Here is a 20793-nt window from a genome sequence, read left to right on the forward strand (position 1 = left end):
GAAGTGACGCGCGAATTTGATCCCGTAAAGCTCTCGGTACTCGCCAACGCATTTGACGGCATTGTCCGCGAAATGACCAGTGGTCTGTTGCGTTCTGCCCGCTCCTCTGTCATCAACACGGCCCGCGATTTCTCCTGCGCCGTGTTAACAGCAGACAACCAGTTGCTGGCAGCAGCAGAGGGTGTCCCAGTACATGTGTTCGGGGCCGGCCCGCTCGGCGAAGACATGGTGGAACTGCATGACGACATCCGGGAAGGTGACGCGTTCCTCCACAACGACCCTTACATGGGCAACTCCCACGCTGCCGACCACGTGATCCTGGTGCCCGTCTTCATCAAGGGACGCCACCTCTTCACCGCCGTCACCAAGGCCCACCAAGCCGACTGCGGCAACTCGCTGCCCACAACCTTCTTCGCGACAGCCCGGGACGTGTATGAAGAAGGTGCCCTCATCTTCCCGTGTGTCCGGGTTCAGCGGGACTACACGGACATCGACGACATCATTCGCATGTGCCGGTCCCGCATCCGCGTACCCGACCAGTGGTACGGAGACTACCTCGCCTCAGTCGGTGCATCGCGCATCGCCGAACGCCGCATCCACGAGCTCGCCGAAAAGTTCGGAGTGGAAGACCTTGTGGACTTCGTGGACGCCTGGTTCGACTACTCCGAACGCCTCACCGCCAGTGCGATCGAAACACTCCCCGAGTACGTCCTCCACGGCTCATCGGTCCACGATCCCTTCCCCGGCACCGGCCCGGACGGTGTCCACCTGCAGGCAACCCTTGAGGTGAAACCCAAGCAGGGCAAGATCGTCATTGACCTGCGCGACAACCCGGACAACCTCCCCAACGGCCTGAACCTCACGAAGGCCACGGCCACTGGCGCTGCACTGGCAGGTATTCTGTCCGGCATCCCGGAGAACCTCCCGAGTAACGCGGGGACCTTCCGCCGGGTGGAAGTGCTGCTGCGTGACGGCTGCGCCGTTGGAGTCCCCAAGCACCCGTACTCCTGCTCGTCGGGTACCACCAACCTCGCCGACCGGGTGGTAAACATTGTCCAGGCCGCCTTCTCCCAAATCGACGACGGCTACGGCACTGCCGAGGGGGCTGCCGGGCAGGCACCCGCAAAGTCGGTCATTTCCGGAATCGACGAACGCAACGGCAACGCCTACGTCAACCAGATTCTGGTAGGCGGCGTCGGCGGACCGGCCACACCTTACGTTGACGGTTGGCCTACTTACCAGCGTCCTGTTTGTGGCGCACTCCTCTACCACGACAGCGTCGAGGTAGACGAGCAGCGCTACCCCATCCTGGTTCACGAACGCACTCTGGTGGCTGACACTGGGGGAGCCGGCAGGCAGCGAGGAGGTCTCGCGACCCGGGTGACAATGGAACCCCGTGGGGAAAGCGTCACTCTTACGTACGGCATTGAGGGCAAGATCAATCCGCCGAAGGGCGTCCGGGGCGGTTACGACGGATCGGAGCCGTCAGCCTGGGTTGAAGACCTCAAGACCGGAGAACGCCGTGAGATCCCCGTGGTGGGTCGATACGACCTCCAGTCCGGTGAAAAGGTCGTATCCATCACCCCAGGTGGTGGTGGGTACGGTGATCCGCTGGAACGCGACGTCCTGGCGGTCCTTGACGACTACCGCGAATCACGGGTTTCCCTGGAAGCGGCAGCTGCACAATACGGCGTGGTCATCACCAACGGCGCCATTGACGAAGCAGCCACGGCAAAGACCCGCCAAGCGCGTCTGGTCGGCTAGACGTATCAGCCATAGCAACTCATTCCGGGGCGAGGTATAGTCCTCGCCCCGGACGGTTTCACTAACTACTGACGGAGATACACATGGAACCCATTCGAGTCGGCATCATCGGCGTCGGAAACGTTCTCAACCAATACTTGGACAAGATCGGCGTCCACCCGGACGTAAAGGTCGTGGCGCTCGCCGACGTCAACGCACAGGCTGTTAAAGCCCGGGCAGCAGAATACTCGGTTCCCAAGGCCCTCACGCCGGACGAACTGCTCGCCGATGACGAGGTTGAGTTGGTCCTCAATCTCACGCCCCCGAAGCTCCACGCACCGGTAACCCTCCAAGCCATCGCCGCAGGCAAGCACGTTCTCTCGGAAAAGCCGTTTGCCACCTCCTTGGAGGAAGCACGCCAGATCCTGGACGCAGCCCGCGAGGCCGGGGTGAGAGTGGGTTCGGCGCCAACCACTTTCCTGGGTTCAGGCATGCAGACCAGCCGAAAGCTCATAGATGACGGCTGGATCGGTGAGCCACTGGCCGCCTTCGCGTCCTTCGCATGCCGCGGCTACGAGCACTGGCACCCGAACGTCGACCCCTTCTACAGCCCCGGTGCCGGCCCGATGCTGGACATTGGGCCCTACCTGATCACCAACCTGGTGAACTTCTTCGGTCCGGTTAAGCGGGTTTCTGCGACCACGCCGCGGTCATCTGAGACCCGGCCGCGTCCGGGCAAAGAGGGCGAAGTCATTCACGTCAAAACCCCAACGCATGTCACCGGCACTCTCGACTTCGAGTCCGGTGCGACCGCCACCGTCATTGTCAGTTGGGACATTTGGAACCACAATCTGCCGCACTTGGAGATCTACGGAACAGGTGGCTCCCTGGCTGCACCGAACCCGGACCACTTCTCCGGCGCGCCCGTGCTTCGCCGTGGCGAACCCGGTGACCTGGCTCTGGACATGACTCCTCCGGGTGGAGGCGACTGGCGGGAAACGCCCATCACCCACCGGGATGACGCCTATCGCGGCATCGGCTTGGCTGAATTCGGCTATGCCATCCGCAAGGGTCTGGAACCTCGCACAGGAGGCGCCTTCGCGTACCACGTGCTCGAAGTCCTCCTCGCTTTCGAGGCTTCCTCGGAGCAGAGCCGCCACATTGAGATTGAAAGCACCTGCGAGCGGCCACGGCCGCTGCCATCTGTGGGGCCGCAGGAGCCCTTCCGCTTCGACTAAAGAGACAACAAGAAACAGCAGCCGACGACGGTACTTACGTGCCGCCGTCGGCTGCTTTTTTCTGACCTCTGCTGTTTTCCGCTGAAGATCCCGGCCGCGTATCAAAGTGGGACACACCAGCGCTTCACCACAGTGAAAACCTGAAGTTCGGGCGAATCGGTTTGCAAATGCCGACGCACCTTCGAATTTAGGAGATCGCATGACTAGCACAGCCGCTGCTGACATCGGCACCGTGGTCGACAATAGGGCCGTCCGCCGTCGCACTGTCGCACAAGCAATCGTTGAATACCTTCAGGTCCAATACAGCGAATTGGACGGTGAACGTCGGCGCCTCGTTCCCGGAATGTACGGCATCTTTGGCCACGGCAACTCAGTTGGCTTGGCGCAGGGAATCGACGAGTACGGCGTGGACTTTCCTCACTACCAGGGCAAGAACGAACAATCCATGGTCCATGCCGCCATCGGTTTTGCAAAGGCTTCCAACCGCGCAGCAACCCTTGCTTGCACGGCTTCCGCAGGGCCCGGGTCCACCAACATGGTTTCCGGTGCCGCCACGGCAACTACCAACCGGCTCCCCGTGCTTCTGTTCCCTGCTGACATCATCAACAACCGTTTTGGTGATCCTGTTTTGCAGCAGATCGAACATCCGGTAGAGCGGGACGTCTCCGCCAACGACTGCTTCCGTCCGGTCAGCCGCTACTTCGACCGGATCACTCATCCGGCCCAGCTGCTGTCCACCCTTCCTGAGGCCATGCGTGTCCTCACCGATCCCGTGGAAACCGGCGCCGTTGTGGTGTGTCTGCCGCAGGATATTCAGGGAGCGGAATTCGACTTCCCGGAATCCTTCTTTACGCCGCGGGTGTGGCACATTCGTCGTCGCCCGGCTGTGGAGGACGAATATCGGGATGCTGCCCAAATCATCGCCAAGGCCGAGCGTCCCCTGCTGATTTCGGGTGGTGGCGTCCGGTACTCGAAGGCCCAGGACGAACTGGCACGCTTCAGCGCTGAGTTCGGCATCCCTGTCACTGAGACCTATGCAGGCAAGGGCAGCGGCCCCATAAACGAGCTGAATCTGGGCGCGCTTGGTGTGACCGGAACGGTGGGAGCCAACGAAATCGCCGACGGTGCCGATGTTGTCATCACTGTGGGCTCACGACTCCAGGACTTCATCACCGCATCACACTCGCTGTTCCAGAACCCCGACGTGAAGTTCGTAAACCTCAATGTTGGCTCGTTCGATGCCCACAAGATGGGGTCTTTCCCTGTCATCGGCGATGCAAAACTTTCCCTTGCGGCGCTGCGGGAACGATTGGCAGCAGCCAATTACGGCACCTCCGATGCTTACCGCAGCGACATTGCGGACGCCCGGAAGGCCACTTTCGAGGTTCGCAAGCACGACCTTCAGGCATTCCCCGGTGAAAACATGAGTCAGGCCCAGGTTATCGACGTGCTGAACCGCACGGCAACCAACCAGGACGCCCTTATCCTGGGCTCCGGTGGTGTGGTTGAGGGTATCCACAAGGCCTGGGATCCGTCCAACGGCGCCGAAATCCATTTCGAGTACGCCAATTCGTGCATGGGCCATGAAATCCCGGCCGGCCTCGGCTACCGCATTGCACGTGGGGACGCGCCAGGGGAGGTCTACGTATTGATTGGTGACGGCACGTACTTCATGCAGCCTACGGAACTGGTCACTGCGGTACAGGAACGCAAGAAGATCATCACCATTGTGATCGACAACCGTGGGCACCAATGCATTTGGCCACTGCAGGTGTCAAAGGGCGGCCCTGGCCGTGAGTTTGGTACCCAGTACCGGGAACGTAGCAACGAGTCCGGTCGCCTTGACGGGGCCGTTTTGGACTTCGATATTGCAGCCAATGCTGCCAGCATGGGTTGTGCAGCATGGTCCACTTCCACCATTGAGGAGTTCCAGACTGCGCTCACGGAGGCCAAGGAAGTGGATGGGCCTGCGGTCATCGTGGCTCGAGTCGAGCCTTGGCGCTACTTGTCCGGCAACGGTGCCTTTTGGGATGTGGGAGTGCCCATGACCTCGCAGCGTCCGGGTAGCCAGGAAGGTACTGCGAAGCACCTCGAGGGCCGCGCCCGCCAGCGCTTCTACGCAGCCACCACTGCACCTGACGCGCATTAGACGCAACGGGCGGGACCGTCATGCGACGGTCCCGCCCGTCCCTTTAAGGGGGCAACCCCATCCCAAATTTCCGACAAAGGAGTAAGCAGTATGAGCGCATTTGCCGTTATTGATCCAGCCACCGGAACCACCCACGCACACTACCCCGCGGCCACAGACGCAGAGGTAGAAGCCGGCCTGAGCGCAGCGCAGGCGACTTACCGGGACTGGTCACGCACCACCACCGTGGCTGAGCGGGCTGCTTTGGCCAAGCGCCTGGCCGAGCTGTTCGTGGAACGCAAGGACAAGCTTGCAGCCATCATCAACCGGGAGATGGGCAAGCCACTCCCACAGGCAGCCGGAGAAGCGGAGTTCTCCGGTGCCATCGCCGCAGCCTTCGCCGAGCACGCAGAGGAATGGCTGGCTGACGAGGAAATTGAGGTAGCCGATGGCTTGCGGACTTTCTTCCGGTACCAAGGCCTGGGCGTGATTCTGGGCATCATGCCGTGGAACTACCCGTACTATCAGGTGGCACGCTTCGCGATTCCCAACATCATCCTGGGCAACACCGTGATAGTCCGCCACGCGAGCCAATGCCCGGAGTCCGCGCTGGCTCTTGAAGAACTGTTCCGCGACGCCGGCTTCCCGGACGGTGCCTACGTTAACCTTTTCGCCACGCATCAGCAGATCTCGGACATCATCGCGGACGACCGCATCCAGGGCGTCTCTCTCACGGGCTCGGAACAGGTGGGCGCCATTGTGGCGGAGCAGGCTGGCCGTGCCTTGAAGAAGTGCGTGTTGGAGCTCGGCGGCGCTGACGTATTCATTGTGCTGGACACTGAGGACGTGGATCAGGCCGTGAGAAAAGCTGTCATGGGCCGGATGGGCAACACTGGCCAGTCCTGCAATGGCTCCAAGCGGATCGTCGTGCTGGACAAGTACTTCGACGAGTTCTCCGAGAAGTTCAAAGCAGCGATTGCAGGTCAGTCCTACGAGAACGGAGACTTTGGTCCGCTCTCTTCAGACTCTGCCACCAAGTTCCTGAAAGAGCAGGTGCAGGGAGCCCTCGATCAAGGTGCCGAGATCCTCGTAGGCAACAATGAACCGCAGGGCAATGTCTTCACCCCGACGGTGATTACCAACATCACTCCTGCCATGGACGTCTACAGCGAAGAGCTCTTCGGACCTGTTGCCCAGCTCTACAAGGTCAGTAGTGACGAAGAGGCCATCCAACTCGCGAACTCGTCGCCGTATGGCCTCGGCTCCGTGGTGATCTGCGATGATCACGAGCGTGCCGAGCGCGTCGGGAACCAGCTCGACGTCGGAATGGTCTTTGTTGGTGCCTATGACCTCAGCGGAGCCGACGTACCGTTCGGCGGCGTTAAGAAGTCCGGTTATGGACGTGAACTGGGCAAGGTTGGGATGCTCGAGTTCGCGAACAAGAAGTTGTTCCGCTTCGCCAAGTAACTGGAGAAACGCTACAAGAGGAGGCCGGATCGCGATGGTGATCCGGCCTCCTCTTGTCGTGGGTGGAGTGTGGTGGTGCCTAGGCCTGGTAGGTCGTCTGCCCCGAGACTTCCGGAATCTGGACCCAATCGCCGGAGTCGGCGCTACGCAGCGAGGCATCCACGAGCTCGGATGCTGACCAGCCGTCCGCGGCGGATGGACCAAGTTGCTTTCCTTCGGCCACCGAACGCAGGAACAAGGCCGCCTCAATGGTTTTGAGATCATTGAACCCGATGCCCGGGCCGGGGCCGGGTTGGAAGCGTCCGAACTCGCCGAAGGACGGGGGAGTCATGATCGTGCGGTAGCCGCTCCGGTCGGTGGCGAGTTCCAGTTGGTTCATCCGTTCGAAGTTCCAGCGCAAAGACCCTTCGGTGCCGTAGACCTCGATGATGTACTCGGCGTGCGGGCCGATGGCGACGCGCGTGGATTCGAACATGCCGATCGCGCCACCCTCAAAGCGGGCAAGCATGGCCGTGTAATCCTCGTTCTCCACTTCGCGGGTGACCTCGGAAGCCTGGCCCATATCGAAGGAATTCGAGGAGTTGCCGGCAGGGAGCGGTCGGTCCTTGATGAAGGTCTCCGTGACGGCGTTCAGCGACGTGATGCGACCCACCAGGAACTGAGCGAGGTCAAAGCCGTGGCTCAGTACATCGCCCAGCACGCCAGAACCTGCACGGGCTTGCTCGTAGCGCCAGGTGAATACTTGGCTTGGATCCGAGGCGTATCCGGTGAGGAGACGGATCTGCACATTGGTGATTTTGCCCAGGGTTCCGGACCGGATCAGCCTGCGCGCTTCCGCCACTGCCGGGGCATGGCGGTAGTTGAACCCAACCGACGTGATGAGGCCGGCGGCTTCGGCTCCTTGGGCAATCTCGCGCGACTCTTGGGCGCTGCGGCCCATGGGCTTTTCGATCCAGAAGTGCTTGCCAGCCTCGATGGTGGCCATTGCAATTTCGTGGTGGAGGAAGTTGGGGGAGCAGATGGAGACAACATCTACGTCCGGGTTCTCCAGCACTTTGCGGTAATCCGTGGCCGTTTCCTTGTAGCCGAGTGCGTCTTCGGCGTGATGGCGTCCGGCGTCGTCCGGGTCGGCCGCTATCACCAATTCCGGATGGCGGGGCAATTCCGGAAAGAACTGCTTGGTCGCCAGGTACGCGCGCGAATGCAGTCTCCCCATCCATCCGACCGAAATCAAGCCAACCCCAATGCGGTTTTGCTGTTCCAAGTGCACTCCTTAGTCTCTACCGCTGTCCGGCGGTGCTGTGCCGCAGACGGATGGCGGCATCTGTTGATCAGCCTAGGAACGTTGGCCGTGTGCGCTGTGTCTCAATGTGAGACAGCCAGCGGCAGAGTAGCGCTGTTTTAGTGGAACGTACTAGTCCGCCACTGCCAAGCAAGAGGAGCCCGTCGACGATGATGGACCGCAACCAACAACTTCGAACGGAACCGCTTCGCGTACTCATCACCGGTGCCACATCAGGCGTCGGGGAAGCGACCGCAAAGCTTTTCGCCAGCCGAGGCGCTCGCGTGGCACTGCTGGGTCGGCGTTCTGCGGAACTGCAGCGCGTGGCAGAAGAGATCGGCGACGGTGCGCACGCCGTTGTTGCCGACGTCGCCGATGCCGGAGCGGTCAAGAATGCAGTGCGGGGAGCGGTCCACGCACTGGGCGGCCTGGACGTCGCGGTCAACGCTGCGGGTGTAGCAGGGCATGTTGCTCTGGAAGACCTCACCGAGGACCACTGGCACGAGGTGCTGCAGACAAACTTGTCCGGCACTTTTTATGTAGCAAAGGAGGCCGCGCTCCACATGAGGCGGTCCGGCGGAGGCTCGATCGTCAACGTGGCATCCGATCTCGCTGCCATGGGCGTGCCCGGGCTTGTTCACTACTGTGCAGCGAAAGCAGGCGTTGTGGGACTCACCCGCGCCATGGCCCTGGAACTCGCTCCCCTGGTACGCGTGAACGCCGTTTGCCCAGGGCCGATTGACACGCCCATGGTGCGTGAGGGCCTGGCTGCGGCGCCGAATCCAATTGAAGCCCGGCGATTGAAAGAAAGCACAGTGCCGCTTAACCGGCTCGCGGATCCGGACGAGGTGGCAGCAGCTATCTATTTCCTGGCGGTCGACGGAACCTTCGCTACCGGAACCAGCATGGCGTTCGACGGCGGCACATCGGCCGCGTAGGAACGTCACCAATTACCTGTCAAGACCGATCAAGCCCAAGGAGTTAAAAGACATGGAAGAGTCGAACTACAAGGACCTCCGCAGTGCGCGCTGGTTTGCACCTCACGACCTCACGGGATTCGTTCACCGGACAGCGATTCAGGCTGAGGGCTTCTCGCGCTTCGCCCTCAAGGACAAGCCGGTCATCGGCATCGCTAACTCGTGGTCGGAGCTGGTCAACTGCAATATCCACTTCAAGCTGCTGGCAGATGCCGTTAAGCGCGGTGTCCTGATGGCCGGCGGTCTGCCGCTGGAGTTCCCCACCATTTCCTTGGGCGAGAGTCTGATGAAGCCCTCGGCCATGCAGTTCCGAAACCTCATGGCCATGGACGTTGAAGAGTCCATCCGCGCCTACCCGTTGGACGCTATCGTGCTCCTGGGTGGCTGCGACAAGACCGTTCCGGCCCAGCTCATGGGTGCTGCCAGTGCGGATGTTCCAACCATCATGCTCACCGGTGGGCCCCAAGAGCCTGCACACTTTCGGGGTAAGCAGCTCGGTGTGGGCACGGACACGTGGAAGTATGCAGATGAGCTGCGTGCAGGGAAGATCACGGAGGCGGACTTCGACGAGCTTGAGTCAGCCGCGAAGCCCTCTGCCGGACACTGCAGCGAGATGGGCACGGCCTCTACCATGACGTCCCTCGTTGAAGCGCTCGGCATGTGCCTGCCGGGTACTGCGTCAATCCCTGCAGTGGATGCGCGCCGCGCCCAAGCGGCCGAAGCCACAGGCCGCCGGGCAGTGGAAATGGCCATGTCACAGGGGCCAAAGCCCAGCGAAATTTTGACGAAAGAGGCGTTCGATAACGCCATTACCCTCCTGATGGCTGTAGGTGGTTCCACCAACGCCGTGGTGCATCTTCTGGCACTGGCGAGGCGCGTCGGATACGAGCTGCCATTGGATCGCTTCCACGAGATCTCGCAACGTACCCCTCGCATAGTCAACGTCCGTCCATCGGGCGAGTACTTGGTGCAGCAGCTGTTCCAGGTCGGCGGCATCTCCACCGTACTCAAGGAACTGGCACCACTGCTGAATAAGGACGCCATCACAGTCACGGGGGAGTCCCTCGAGAATGGCTACAGTTCGGCCCCCGAACCTGATGGCGTCGTGGTCAGCACTCTCGCGGCCCCCTTTGATGCCTCCGGAGGCATCGCCGTCGTCCGCGGCTCCCTGGCTCCCAACGGTGCGGTCATCAAGCGAAGTGCGGCGTCCAAGGACCTGCTGCAGCACAAGGGCTCAGCAGTGGTGTTCGAGGACATCTACGATCTTGGACGTCGAATCGACGACCCTGATTTGGACATCACGGAAGACTCTGTGCTGGTCCTGCGTAATAGTGGCCCTGTGGGAGCCCCCGGCATGCCCGAATGGGGCATGCTCCCCATTCCCGAAAGGCTCCTGCGGCGCGGGATCCGTGACATCGTCCGCATTTCGGACGCTCGAATGAGCGGTACCGCATTTGGCACCACAGTGCTGCATGTTTCGCCAGAGGCCGCAGTTGGTGGACCGCTGGCGATTGTTCGGGATGGTGACCCTATTGTGCTGGATGTTGAGAACCAGCGGCTGGATTTGGACATCCCTGCCGAAGAGATCGAGAGCCGGCTGGCGGATCTCAAGCTTCCGGAACCGAAATACCGGCGCGGCTATGGACGACTCTTCATCGATCACGTGAACCAAGCCGATGAGGGCTGCGACTTCGACTTCTTGAAGGGCCTGCCGGACGAGGAGCCACAGCGCTTGCCGTACGGCCTGATGAGCGGTTGGCAGGGCGGTTGGTAAACCGCAGCAATCACCAAACAAGAGAACAAGCGGGGGATGCTCCTGTGGGATCGCCCCGGAAAGAGGAAGTTGTGTCACGACCAAAAGTGATAGCGATTGTCCAGGAGGGTCGGCCGCTCCCTCCTGTTGAACGGTTGGAAGCCGAGGCGAATGTCGTGGTGGTGCGTACCGCAGACGAATTCCGGGCCGCGCAGTCTGGAGCGGAAATCCTGTTCCTGAACGACTTTAGAACCAAGCTCCTGCGGGAGGTGGGGCCGGGGGAGTTGCGATGGATACATACGTCAAGCATCGGCGTTGACAGCCTGATGACCGGCGAGATCATCAACAGCGACATCGTTGTGAGCAACTCGCGCGGTGTGTGTGAGCGGCCGATAGCCGAGTGGGTCCTGGGTGTCCTGCTGATGTTTACCAAGGACCTGCGCCGCACCATAGAGCTGCAGCAGGCCCGTACCTGGCAGCATCGAGAGACCGAGCCGCTGCTGGGTCGCAAAGTCCTGGTTGTGGGGCCCGGGCCAGTTGGCCGCGAAACCGTCCTTCTCCTGCGCGCTGCGGGAATGGACGTTAACGTCGTGGGCAGGTCTGCCAGGAATGATGCGCAACTGGGTTTCATTTCAGGCTTTGATGAGCTTGACCGGCTCCTTGGCCAAGCCGATGACGTCGTGCTGACACTGCCCCTCACGGAGGAAACTCGTGGGCTCTTCAACTCGTCGCGGTTCCGCACTATGAGGCCCGGGGCGCGTCTGGTCAACGTCGGACGCGGGGCGGTGGTGCTCGAGCACGACCTCCTCGATGCCCTTGACTCCGGGCACCTGGGCGCGGCGGCGCTGGATGTGTTCGAGCATGAGCCATTGGATGCCGGGAATCCGCTGTGGAGCCGACAGAACATCCTGGTCTCTCCCCATGCCTCCGGTGACCTCATCGGCTGGCGGGGAAGAGTGGTGGACTGCTTCGCGCGGAATCTCAGGCGGTGGAAGGCGCACGAGCCGCTGAAGGATGTGGTGGACCTGAAGAAGCTTGGTCCGGCTACTCCTTCGCTGGTGGTCGAAACGCCCTAATCAAGGTCGGCCCATGGGGTATTCCGGTCACACGCAATAACGCCGCAACACCCCATGGGATCCCGTGTCCCAAGCTGGTACAGTGCTCCCACGATCCTCGTCGATAGTGTGATTCAGCACTCAAAATTTCGTGACGAGGATTACATGTCAAGCACAACAAAAGGTACGACGACAACGCCGACCCAAACCCAGGAACACAAGCTCAGCGGCAATATGGGCGTGGGTGAGCTCGTGATGAACGTTCTCGCCTTCTCCTCTCCGCTGACCACCGTTGCGGGCACCTTGCCTGTGATGCTTCTTTTCAGCGGCCACACGGCACCGGGCATCTACGTTCTGGTGACTCTCATGCTGCTGATTTTCTCTGTTGGCTTCGTGAAAATGAGCCGCAGTGTTGAAGCGCCCGGTGGATTCTACTCATTTGTCACAGCGGGCCTGGGTAAGCCTGCAGGCCTCGGAGGCGCGCTGTTGGCCCTCTTCGGCTATGTCTTTATTGGGTTCTTTGCTCCCTCCCTATTCGCGCTGACACTCCAAGGTTTCGTGGTGAATACGCTGAACGGTCCCGAGATCCCCTGGTATTGGTATGGGTTAGGGATCATAGCCGTCACCACACTCCTTGCCTATAACCGCATTGATCTCTCGGCAAAAGTACTCACGGTAGTCATGCTGCTGGAGTCGACCGTAGTAGTTGTCTTCGACATCGCCGCATTCGCTACAGGACCCGGGGAGGTCGTTCAGGGCATCGGCTTCTCCATGCCGTGGATCACGGATGCCGGTCTGGGGCTGGCACTGCTATTCGCCGTCGGAAACTTCTTCGGGTTCGAAGCTACGGTCATCTACAGGGACGAAGTCAAGAATCCGGACCGCACCATTCCGCGGGCCACCTACATTGCGGTAGTTGGAATCGGGCTCTTCTACGCCGTGGCGGCCTGGGCCTACACGGCCTTCATCGGTCCGGACAAAGTCCAGGGTGAAGCTGCAGCAAACACGGTGAACCTCTTCAATGACGGCGCCACGGTACTGGTCGGCAAGATCTTTGCCGATATAGCGGTAGTCCTCCTCATCACGTCGATCTTGGCTTCAATGCTCTCGATCCAGAACATCGCCGCCAGATACAGCTTTTCGCTGGCCGCGGACGGGGCGTTGCCCTCAGTGCTCGGACGGGTCCACCCCCGTCATAAGTCGCCCTACGTTTCCGCGCTGGCAGTTGGCCTCCTGTGGGCGGCGGCCACTGTGGTCTTCACTGTTATTGGAGTTGCGCCGGAGGCCCTCTACCCGATCGCCAGCGGAAGCGGCACCTTTGCGGTCCTGCTCCTGATGTTCATCACCAGCTTCGCTGTGTTGGTGTATTTTGTCCGCCGCCGCAGTTTTGCCCCGGAATCTGTGTGGAAGACCATTGTTGCGCCGATCGTCAGCGTTATCTTCCTTGGCCTGATCACCTATCTGGCAATCACCAATTACCCGGAACTCATCGGCGGTTCGGCAGTCATGACCGCCATCTTCATGACCTTCACCTTTGCCTTGTTCTTCGGCGGGATTGTTTACGCATACTTCTTGCGTTCCAAGCGTCCACATGTCTATGCACGCCTGGGCCGGCAAAAGATCGACTAGAAACTCGACCTCACCTCAACTTCAACCATGTGGAGACCTGCAATGACGCAACAGATCAGGGTTGGCCTGTTCGGAACCGGGAGAATAGGCCAGGTACACGCCATGAGTTTGGCTACTTTGGACGAGGCAACACTGTCCTGGGTATGTGATCCCTTTATAGAAGGTGCAAAACAAACCGCCGCCGAATTCGGCGGCCGCGTGAGCGAGGATCCTGACGAAGTTTTCGCCTCGGGGGAAATTGACGCCGTCATTGTGGCTTCGCCTACGGCAACTCACCTGGACCTCGTGGAAAAGGCCATTGACGCGAACGTGCCAGTGCTTTGCGAGAAACCGATCGATCTGGACATAGCTCGTGTGGACGCCCTTCGGGGCAAGGTCGCAGCTTCAGGAGTGCCGGTAGCCTTGGGTTTCAACAAACGCTTTGACAGGCACTTCGTGGAGCTGAAACGACGCGTGGCTGCCGGCGAAATCGGAGCGTTGGAGCAACTGGTGATCACCAGTCGAGACCCGGGGGAGCCGCCGGCAGCCTATCTCCCTCAATCCGGCGGAATCTTCCGCGACATGACCATCCACGACCTTGATATGGCGAGGTACTTTATCCCCCAAATTGTTGAGGTTTCGGCCAACGGTGCAAACGTATTCAGCGACAGCATCCGCCACGCTGATGACTTCGATTCAACTGTGGTCACACTGCGGGGTTCCAAAGATGAACTCGTGACGATCTTGAATTCGCGTCACTCGGCGTTTGGCTACGACCAGCGCATCGAGGCGTTCGGTTCAACCGGATTGCTCCATGTAGGCAACAAGAACGACAACATGGTCAGGCACTGGGGGGCCAGGTCTGTCGAATCGGTGGGGCCGTACCAGAATTTCTTCCTCGAACGGTATGCCGAGGCCTACCGTCTGGAAGTAGCAGAATTCCTCCGCGCGGTCCGGGGCCTCCCTTCGAGAAGTCCAGGATTCGACGACGGCCGTGCCGCCCTGATCCTGGCGGACGCCGCTGAGAAATCTGCCCGGACCGGCTCTGCGATAGCAGTGGACCTGGGCTAGCAGGGCCAATAAAGCCGCCTGCCTGGGCCGCGGATGTTTCGCAACAACATTTGCGGCCCAGAGCAGGTTATTCGGATTTAATATTATCTTGGTTTGAAACGATTCATGCCCGTGTTCCAAAGTGGCACACATGCCCCGGATCCGAATCCGTCAAAGTTCAAGTAAGTGAAACAGTGTGGCGAAGGTCACGAGGTTTTGGGGCTTCCCCGGAATTGCCCCCTAATCAGCAGGTCAAACAATGCAGTTAGATTGGCCGTCGCTCAACGTGTTTCACCGGATCATTCACATGGCCCTATCGAACGAGGATGAGATGACCGACGCACCACCGGCGACCCCTCCACTGGTTGCCCTCAGAGACATACACAAGACATTCGGGGCGGTGTCCGCATTGCGCGGCGTCAGCATCGATGTCCAACCTGGCGAAACTTTTGCACTGCTTGGCGATAACGCCGCCGGCAAATCCACGCTCATGAAGGTACTTACGGGCGTTTACCAACCCGATCGGGGTTCCATCGAGCTGGACGGAAAAACGACGGAGTTTCCCACCCCGTCAGCCTCCCGTGACCAAGGGGTAGAGATGGTCTACCAAGACTTTGCCCTGGCTGACAACTTGGATGTTCGTACCAACATCTTCCTCGGACGGGAACCGCAAAAGAACATCCTCGGCCCGTTCCTCCGGATCATCGACCGCAAGAAGATGGAGACCGAGACCAAGCGCGTGCTTGAACGTTTGGACATCCCCATCAACCCGAGGCTCAAGGTAAAGCGGCTGTCCGGAGGGCAGCGCCAAGCCGTCGCCATTGGCCGGGCGCTTGCTTTTGATGCACGTCTCATCATCATGGATGAGCCCACGGCCAACCTGTCGGTAGCCAAGGTGGACAAGCTCATCGAAGTAACGCAGCGGCTCAAAGACCTGGGTATCGCAGTGATTATCATTACGCACCGCTTGGATGAAGCGTTCGCGGTCGCCGACCGCTTCGCTGTCATGCGCCAAGGACAGGTAGTGGGCCGCTTCCGCGTTGGAGAGGTATCCGAGGCGCAGGTTGCACACCTGATTTCCCACGGCACATTGGACGACTACGTCGATGACGGCGCCGGCATCCCCGAAGACCGCCGCAAAATCGGAAGCACGTCATCGATGGATGTCGTTGATGCAATGGCTGCCCGCGGCACTACGAATGGGAGCGACTCGTGAGCCTCACAATGGAAAACCTCAAGACAAAGCTGGGCCCGGCAGACCTTAAGGAAGGACTCACGGCAACCAAAGTCAAGCGCTTCATCGGTGACTATGGGATCATCATCCTTTTCGTGGTGATCCTCGTTTTCCTGGCGGCCGCGGCACCAAACTTCCTGACACTGAACAATATCGTGAACGTCGTTCGGCAGTCGTCCATCATCGGACTGATCGCCCTTGGAATGACATTCATCATGATCACCGCCGGCATCGACCTCTCGGTAGGATCCGTAGTGGGTCTTGCCGGGATGACCTTCGCAATACTTGCTCCTGCCAGTGGAGGCGCTTTCTGGCTGCCTCTGATCGCCGGCCTCGGCGTTGGTTTGCTGGTGGGCTTCCTGAGTGCGGCAATGGTGGTCTGGGGAGCCATCCTTCCCTTCCTGGCCACGTTGGCAACGATGGCCATAGCCCGCACGGCAGCGCTGGTCATGACGGATGGACAGGTTGTCTCCGGACTGAGTGGCCCCGCAGAATGGCTCGGTTCGGGCTTCATTGGTCCCGTCCCGGTTCCGGTCATCATCTTCTTAGTCGTCGCTGTCTTCTGCGAGTTCGTGCTCAGCAGGACCAAGTTCGGTTCCCACGTCTATGCAGTGGGGGGCAATGAAGAGTCCGCAAAGAAAGTCGGCATCTCGACCAGTCGGGTGCTCTTCACTGTCTACCTCATCGGCGGTGTCACTGCCGCTCTGGGCGGCCTCGTCTTGACTGCCCGTCTCGATGGGGCGGCCCCGGTGGCCGGTACCGGTTACGAGCTGCAGGTGATTGCCGCCGTCGTGATTGGAGGCACAAGTCTGTTCGGTGGCGTCGGCACCATTCGCGGAACAGTCATTGGTGTCCTCCTGCTGGGTGTCGTGATGAATGGCATGAACCTGATGGGGGTTTCGTCCTACTACCAGCAGGGAGTCCAAGGCATCATCCTGGTGCTGGCCGTGCTGTTGAACCGCTGGAAGTCGGACTAACCACCGCCTTCACCGGAGCTGTCCGAAATCAACGGGCTGCTTTCTATAAAGAAAACAATCTCCTTAAGCAATCAGAACCACTGAAAGGAACGATTATGGAAATTCGAAAGAAGCTCGCTGTGGCCACCGCAATGCTGGCTGCAGGCGCTCTCACCCTCACCGGCTGTGGGGGCAGCAGCACGGCAGGCAGTTCCGAGGCGGCAGCCAAGACCTACAACATTGGCGTTGTGGTCCTTGACCTCCAGGACCCGGACCTGGCCCACATGACGGACGCAATGAAGAAGACGGCTGACGAAAAGGGCGTCAAGCTCAACATCACCGACTCCAAGAAGGACGTTGGCAGCGAACTCAACCAGGTTGAGGACCTGCTCACGCGCCAGGTTGACGCAGTCATCATGCAGCCACTGGATGGCGATGCCAGCCAGAACGCAGCAAAACGGGTCATCGCCGCCAACATTCCGCTGTTCATCCTGTCCACTGAATTTGCGGAGGGCGCTGACGTCGCCTACAAGAGCTACATCGGTGTGGACGACACCGTGGCCGGCGAAATGCAGGCTGAGTACTTGAACAAGACGCTTCCGCAAGGCGGAAACATCGTGTTCGCCGCTGGCATCTACGGAGCCTCCTGGACGGATCGCCGAAAGAGTGGCTTCGACAGCAAGATCAACAAGAACTTCAAGGTCGTGGCTGAGTTCCAGGCCAAGGGCAGCCGTGACGATGCCAAGCGCAACATGGAGGACACTCTTCAGCGGTTTGGCGCGGGCCAGATCGATGCCGTGGTGGCCAACAACGACGAAATGGCCATTGGTGCAGCCTCTGCTATTGCTGACGCGGGCCGCACTGCCGAGTTCAAGGCGGTAGTTGGTGTCGATGGTACCGATCCCGCCCTTCAGGACATCAAGGCTGGGACGATGTCGGCGACAGTCCGCCAGGACTCTGCTGGACAAGGCGTCAAAGCAGTTGAGGTTGTCACTGACTTCCTAAAGGGCGGGAATGTGGAGAACCGCTACACGCTGCCGTTCACGCTCATCACCAAGGACAACCTTTCTGAGTTCTTGAAGTAAGAAGTTCCATCAACTCAACGGGCACAGCGGATTCATCCGCTGTGCCCGTTCTGTTTTGGCACAATCCACGCCCCACCACACCTGCCTACACTTCCTGCGGAACACGACGAACGGAGAATGCGACCATGCCCCATGGCGACGACGGCGACACGACACTGAGGCAGTTACTCGCCAGGTTGGAGCATCACGGGATAGAGGTGGACGACTCCCCGCGTAGACGCTCTGAGTACTCCTATGATGCATCGAATTACCGGGTACGGCCTGCCGCCGTCGCCTTCCCAAAGAACGTCGACGATGTACGCACAGTTTTGCGGGTATGTTCGGCCTTGGGGGTGCCGACGACCGCACGCGGCGGGGGCACGTCGATGGCGGGCAACGCCATCGGCGCTGGTTTGGTGATCGATCTCTCCCGGTGGATGAAATCGGTAGGAACCCTCGACGCCGACCAGGCGACGGTATGGGCGGACGCGGGGGTCGTCCTTGGTGAGCTGCGCGCGCAGGTTGAGAACGAAACCACAGGGACGTTGACGTTTGCCCCGGACCCTTCGTCCCTAACGCGTGCCACAATTGGCGGTTCCATCGGCAATGACGCCTGCGGAAATCACTCGGTGGCATATGGCCGCATGACCCATCATGTGCAGGAAGTGGAGTTGGTCACCGCTGACGGCGCACATCTGAGAGCGGGGCGCGATTTCCTTCGCGCTGTCGATGAATCGGATAGTCAGTCAGTTGCCCGGGCTCAGGAGCTGTTGAAGGGCATGAAGGCGCTGGCTGCGCAAAATCTGGCGTCACTCCGCGTCGAGTTGCAGAACATTCCCCGGCAGGTCTCCGGGTATCATTTGGACCACCTGCTGCCGGAGCACGGCTTCGACGTGGCTAGCGCGCTGGCTGGCAGTGAAGGTACGTGCGCCGTTGTTGTAAGGGCCAAGGTAGGTTTGGTGCGCAAGCCCCGCGCCACCGCGCTCTTGTGCCTTGGCTACCGGGACACCATTGATTCCGCCCGCGATGTCATGACCATTTTGTCCGCAAAACCGAGCGCCATCGAAGGCCTTGACGTATCCATCGTGGACATCATGCGGCACCGGCGGGGAGCGGCCAGTGTTGAGTTCTTGCCGTATGGCAAGGCCTTCCTCCTGGTCGAGTTTTCTGGTGACACCCTTCAGCAGGCGGCTGCTGCCTGTGAGGATTTGGTGGACAAGCTCCATACTGACGGCCGTGTGGTTGACTTTTTGATCTTCACTGACCCCGCGGAGCGGGCCAAGCTGTGGCGGGTGCGAGAAGACGGCGCAGGGCTGTCCTCGCGGCGGATCGACGGGGTGCAAACGTGGCCGGGGTGGGAAGATTCTGCCGTCGCTCCGGAGCGGCTTGCCGACTATCTGTCAGACCTGCTCCCACTGGTGAAAAATTACGGCTACTCGGCCCTGATGTACGGCCACTTTGGTGCGGGCTGCGTCCACATGCGATTGGATTACGATTTACGCAGCGAGTCCGGACGCCGGACATTCAGTGACTTTACCCGTGAAGCAGCCCAGTTGGTGGTGGCCCATGGTGGCTCGTTGTCCGGGGAGCACGGTGATGGTCGGGCGCGCAGCGAGTTGCTTGAGGTGATGTACTCCCAGGAGATGCTAGGCATTTTCGGGGCCTTCAAGCATCTCTGGGATCCGGCAGGAATCCTCAACCCCGGGATCATCGTCCACCCCGCTCCCTTCTCTGCCTCGCTGGCTTTGGAAGGCGTTGTTAAACCGGGACCCACTCACGGTGAGTTGACCGCAGACCCGGGGGGCGCCGTCGTGCCTTCCTCCGGGGAGCGTGAGCTGCTCCCGGTGGCGAGTCCGTTCGTCGGGAATACCCACGCCTGCATCGGCGTAGGCCGGTGCCGTTCCACCACCGGTGGCTTTATGTGCCCCAGCTACCGGGCCACGAAAGATGAAAAGGATTCCACCCGTGGCAGGGCCCGGGTGCTGCAGGAACTGACGCGGACCAAGGGCAGCAGAAAGGACGGATGGTCAAGCCCCGAAGTCCGGGAAGCGTTGGATCTATGCCTGTCGTGCAAGGCCTGTTCCACCGACTGTCCAACAGGTGTGGACATCGCCGAGGCCAAATCGGAACTGGTAGACGAGTACTATCGCGGGAGGATCCGACCGTTTACGCATTACTCGATTGGCTGGCTGCCTCGGTGGCTTCCGTTGATGACGCGCGTGGCACCTCTGGCCAATGTGGGCACGGCTTTCCGTCCCTTAAGGCTTGTGGGGGAATGGTTGGGCATCAGTGCCCGACGGCGGCTCCCGGCTTTTGCGGCGAACGGCAGGATCCGCAGGCGGGTGCGGGAAGCCGGATTCGCGGACGACGCAGACGTCCTTCTGTTCATCGACAGTTTTACGCGCGCATTCCGGCCCGAGGTCGTCCCGGCGGCGGCCCGGGTGCTCCGCGACTCCGGCAGCTCCGTGGGGTGTACGCCGGACGCTTGCTGCGGCCTGACCTGGATCTCCACAGGGCAACGTGATGGGGCACGACGGCGGCTGTCCGGGTTGATCAGCAAGCTCGACGACGGCACGGAGCGGGACATCATCGTCCTCGAACCCAGTTGCGCGGCGACCATCCGGGATGAAGGACCGAAACTCGTAGGCGGTGCCGCTGCTGCGAGGGTCGCCGCAAGGGTGCGCTCGTTCTCCGTGGCCGTGGATGAAGCCATCCAGCGTGGTTGGAAGCCGAAGGCGCCGCCGCCCGAGACAGCCGTGTTGCAAACCCACTGCCATGAGCACGCCGTGTTCGGCTCAGCCGCCCAGCGACGCGTACTCAAAGCCTGGGGAGTTCCTAACCTCGTGGAATCGTCCTCATGCTGTGGCGTAGCCGGCAACTTCGGTTTTGAAGCCGAGCACTTCGACATGTCCATGAAAGTTGCCGAGCACTCCGTCATTCCTGCTCTTGTGAAGGGCGAGGCCGGCGCTCTGGTCCTCACCGACGGATTCAGCTGTGCCATGCAGGTCTCACAGATAGACCCGGGGCGTCCGAGTCAGCACCTGGCTGTGGCGATGGATCCATATAGCGCCCGCTGGGTGGACTAGTGGAGTACGTTGGGATCTTCCTGATTCTTGTGGCGCCTGGGCTGCGCCTCGCCGGGCAGCACTACGCGGGACCGTCCACCGAAGCAGTGTCTCAAAGTGACACGATCGGTCCCATCGCCACCGTCCGATGCTGGTAGTGACCCCAAAAGTCC

General features: G+C 60.6%; 14 protein-coding genes. 13 read left to right on the top strand and 1 reads right to left on the bottom strand.

Going from position 1 to position 20793, the window contains the following annotated elements; all coding sequences use genetic code 11:
• The first annotated feature begins 3 nt into the window (after positions 1 to 3).
• The 4 genes from ACZ5G6_RS11375 to ACZ5G6_RS11390 all read left to right on the top strand — a co-directional run bounded on the left by ACZ5G6_RS11375 (position 4) and on the right by ACZ5G6_RS11390 (position 6576).
• Positions 4 to 1764, top strand: coding sequence for a hydantoinase B/oxoprolinase family protein (locus tag ACZ5G6_RS11375; protein WP_223932532.1), 1761 nt, complete (start codon positions 4 to 6; stop codon positions 1762 to 1764).
• Between the two features lie 83 nt (positions 1765 to 1847).
• Positions 1848 to 2981, top strand: coding sequence for a Gfo/Idh/MocA family protein (locus tag ACZ5G6_RS11380; RefSeq protein ID WP_223932533.1), 1134 nt, complete (start codon positions 1848 to 1850; stop codon positions 2979 to 2981).
• 199 nt (positions 2982 to 3180) lie between these two features.
• The gene (iolD, locus tag ACZ5G6_RS11385; RefSeq protein WP_498691627.1) at positions 3181 to 5130 is read left to right on the top strand and encodes a 3D-(3,5/4)-trihydroxycyclohexane-1,2-dione acylhydrolase (decyclizing); all 1950 of its coding nucleotides are present in this window, start codon (positions 3181 to 3183) and stop codon (positions 5128 to 5130) included.
• A 90-nt stretch (positions 5131 to 5220) separates the two neighbouring features.
• Positions 5221 to 6576, top strand: coding sequence for an aldehyde dehydrogenase family protein (locus ACZ5G6_RS11390; RefSeq protein WP_498691629.1), 1356 nt, complete (start codon positions 5221 to 5223; stop codon positions 6574 to 6576).
• Positions 6577 to 6655: 79 nt separating this feature from the next.
• Here the strand turns inward: ACZ5G6_RS11390 and ACZ5G6_RS11395 are convergent, their stop codons facing one another.
• On the bottom strand, positions 6656 to 7840 hold the full coding sequence (locus tag ACZ5G6_RS11395; protein ID WP_498691631.1) for a Gfo/Idh/MocA family protein: 1185 nt from the start codon (positions 7838 to 7840) through the stop codon (positions 6656 to 6658).
• Between the two features lie 188 nt (positions 7841 to 8028).
• Between ACZ5G6_RS11395 and ACZ5G6_RS11400 the strand changes: the two genes are divergently transcribed.
• The 9 genes from ACZ5G6_RS11400 (at position 8029) to ACZ5G6_RS11440 (ending at position 20641) form a co-directional block, all read left to right on the top strand.
• On the top strand, positions 8029 to 8796 hold the full coding sequence (locus ACZ5G6_RS11400) for an SDR family NAD(P)-dependent oxidoreductase (protein ID WP_498691632.1): 768 nt from the start codon (positions 8029 to 8031) through the stop codon (positions 8794 to 8796).
• Positions 8797 to 8848: 52 nt separating this feature from the next.
• Positions 8849 to 10609, top strand: a complete 1761-nt coding sequence (locus ACZ5G6_RS11405) for an IlvD/Edd family dehydratase (RefSeq protein ID WP_498691634.1) — start codon at positions 8849 to 8851, stop codon at positions 10607 to 10609.
• Between the two features lie 71 nt (positions 10610 to 10680).
• Positions 10681 to 11664, top strand: coding sequence for a D-2-hydroxyacid dehydrogenase (locus ACZ5G6_RS11410; RefSeq protein ID WP_223932539.1), 984 nt, complete (start codon positions 10681 to 10683; stop codon positions 11662 to 11664).
• Positions 11665 to 11808: 144 nt separating this feature from the next.
• Positions 11809 to 13272 (top strand): APC family permease, encoded by a 1464-nt coding sequence (locus ACZ5G6_RS11415; RefSeq protein WP_498691637.1) that lies wholly within the window; start codon positions 11809 to 11811, stop codon positions 13270 to 13272.
• A 42-nt stretch (positions 13273 to 13314) separates the two neighbouring features.
• The gene (gene iolG / locus ACZ5G6_RS11420; protein ID WP_498691639.1) at positions 13315 to 14322 is read left to right on the top strand and encodes an inositol 2-dehydrogenase; all 1008 of its coding nucleotides are present in this window, start codon (positions 13315 to 13317) and stop codon (positions 14320 to 14322) included.
• 310 nt (positions 14323 to 14632) lie between these two features.
• Positions 14633 to 15517 carry an ATP-binding cassette domain-containing protein gene (locus ACZ5G6_RS11425; protein ID WP_498691641.1) on the top strand — a complete coding sequence of 295 codons (885 nt, stop codon included), beginning with the start codon at positions 14633 to 14635 and terminating at the stop codon, positions 15515 to 15517.
• A complete protein-coding gene (locus tag ACZ5G6_RS11430; protein WP_498691643.1) occupies positions 15514 to 16512 on the top strand; it encodes an ABC transporter permease in 999 nt (332 codons plus the stop codon). Before ACZ5G6_RS11425 ends, ACZ5G6_RS11430 begins: the two co-directional genes overlap by 4 nt.
• 95 nt (positions 16513 to 16607) lie before the next feature.
• The gene (locus ACZ5G6_RS11435; RefSeq protein ID WP_498691645.1) at positions 16608 to 17576 is read left to right on the top strand and encodes a sugar ABC transporter substrate-binding protein; all 969 of its coding nucleotides are present in this window, start codon (positions 16608 to 16610) and stop codon (positions 17574 to 17576) included.
• A 125-nt stretch (positions 17577 to 17701) separates the two neighbouring features.
• Positions 17702 to 20641 carry an FAD-binding and (Fe-S)-binding domain-containing protein gene (locus tag ACZ5G6_RS11440; protein ID WP_498691647.1) on the top strand — a complete coding sequence of 980 codons (2940 nt, stop codon included), beginning with the start codon at positions 17702 to 17704 and terminating at the stop codon, positions 20639 to 20641.
• Positions 20642 to 20793 lie beyond the last annotated feature (152 nt).

Source organism: Arthrobacter sp. TmtSoilC51 (assembly GCF_055388015.1).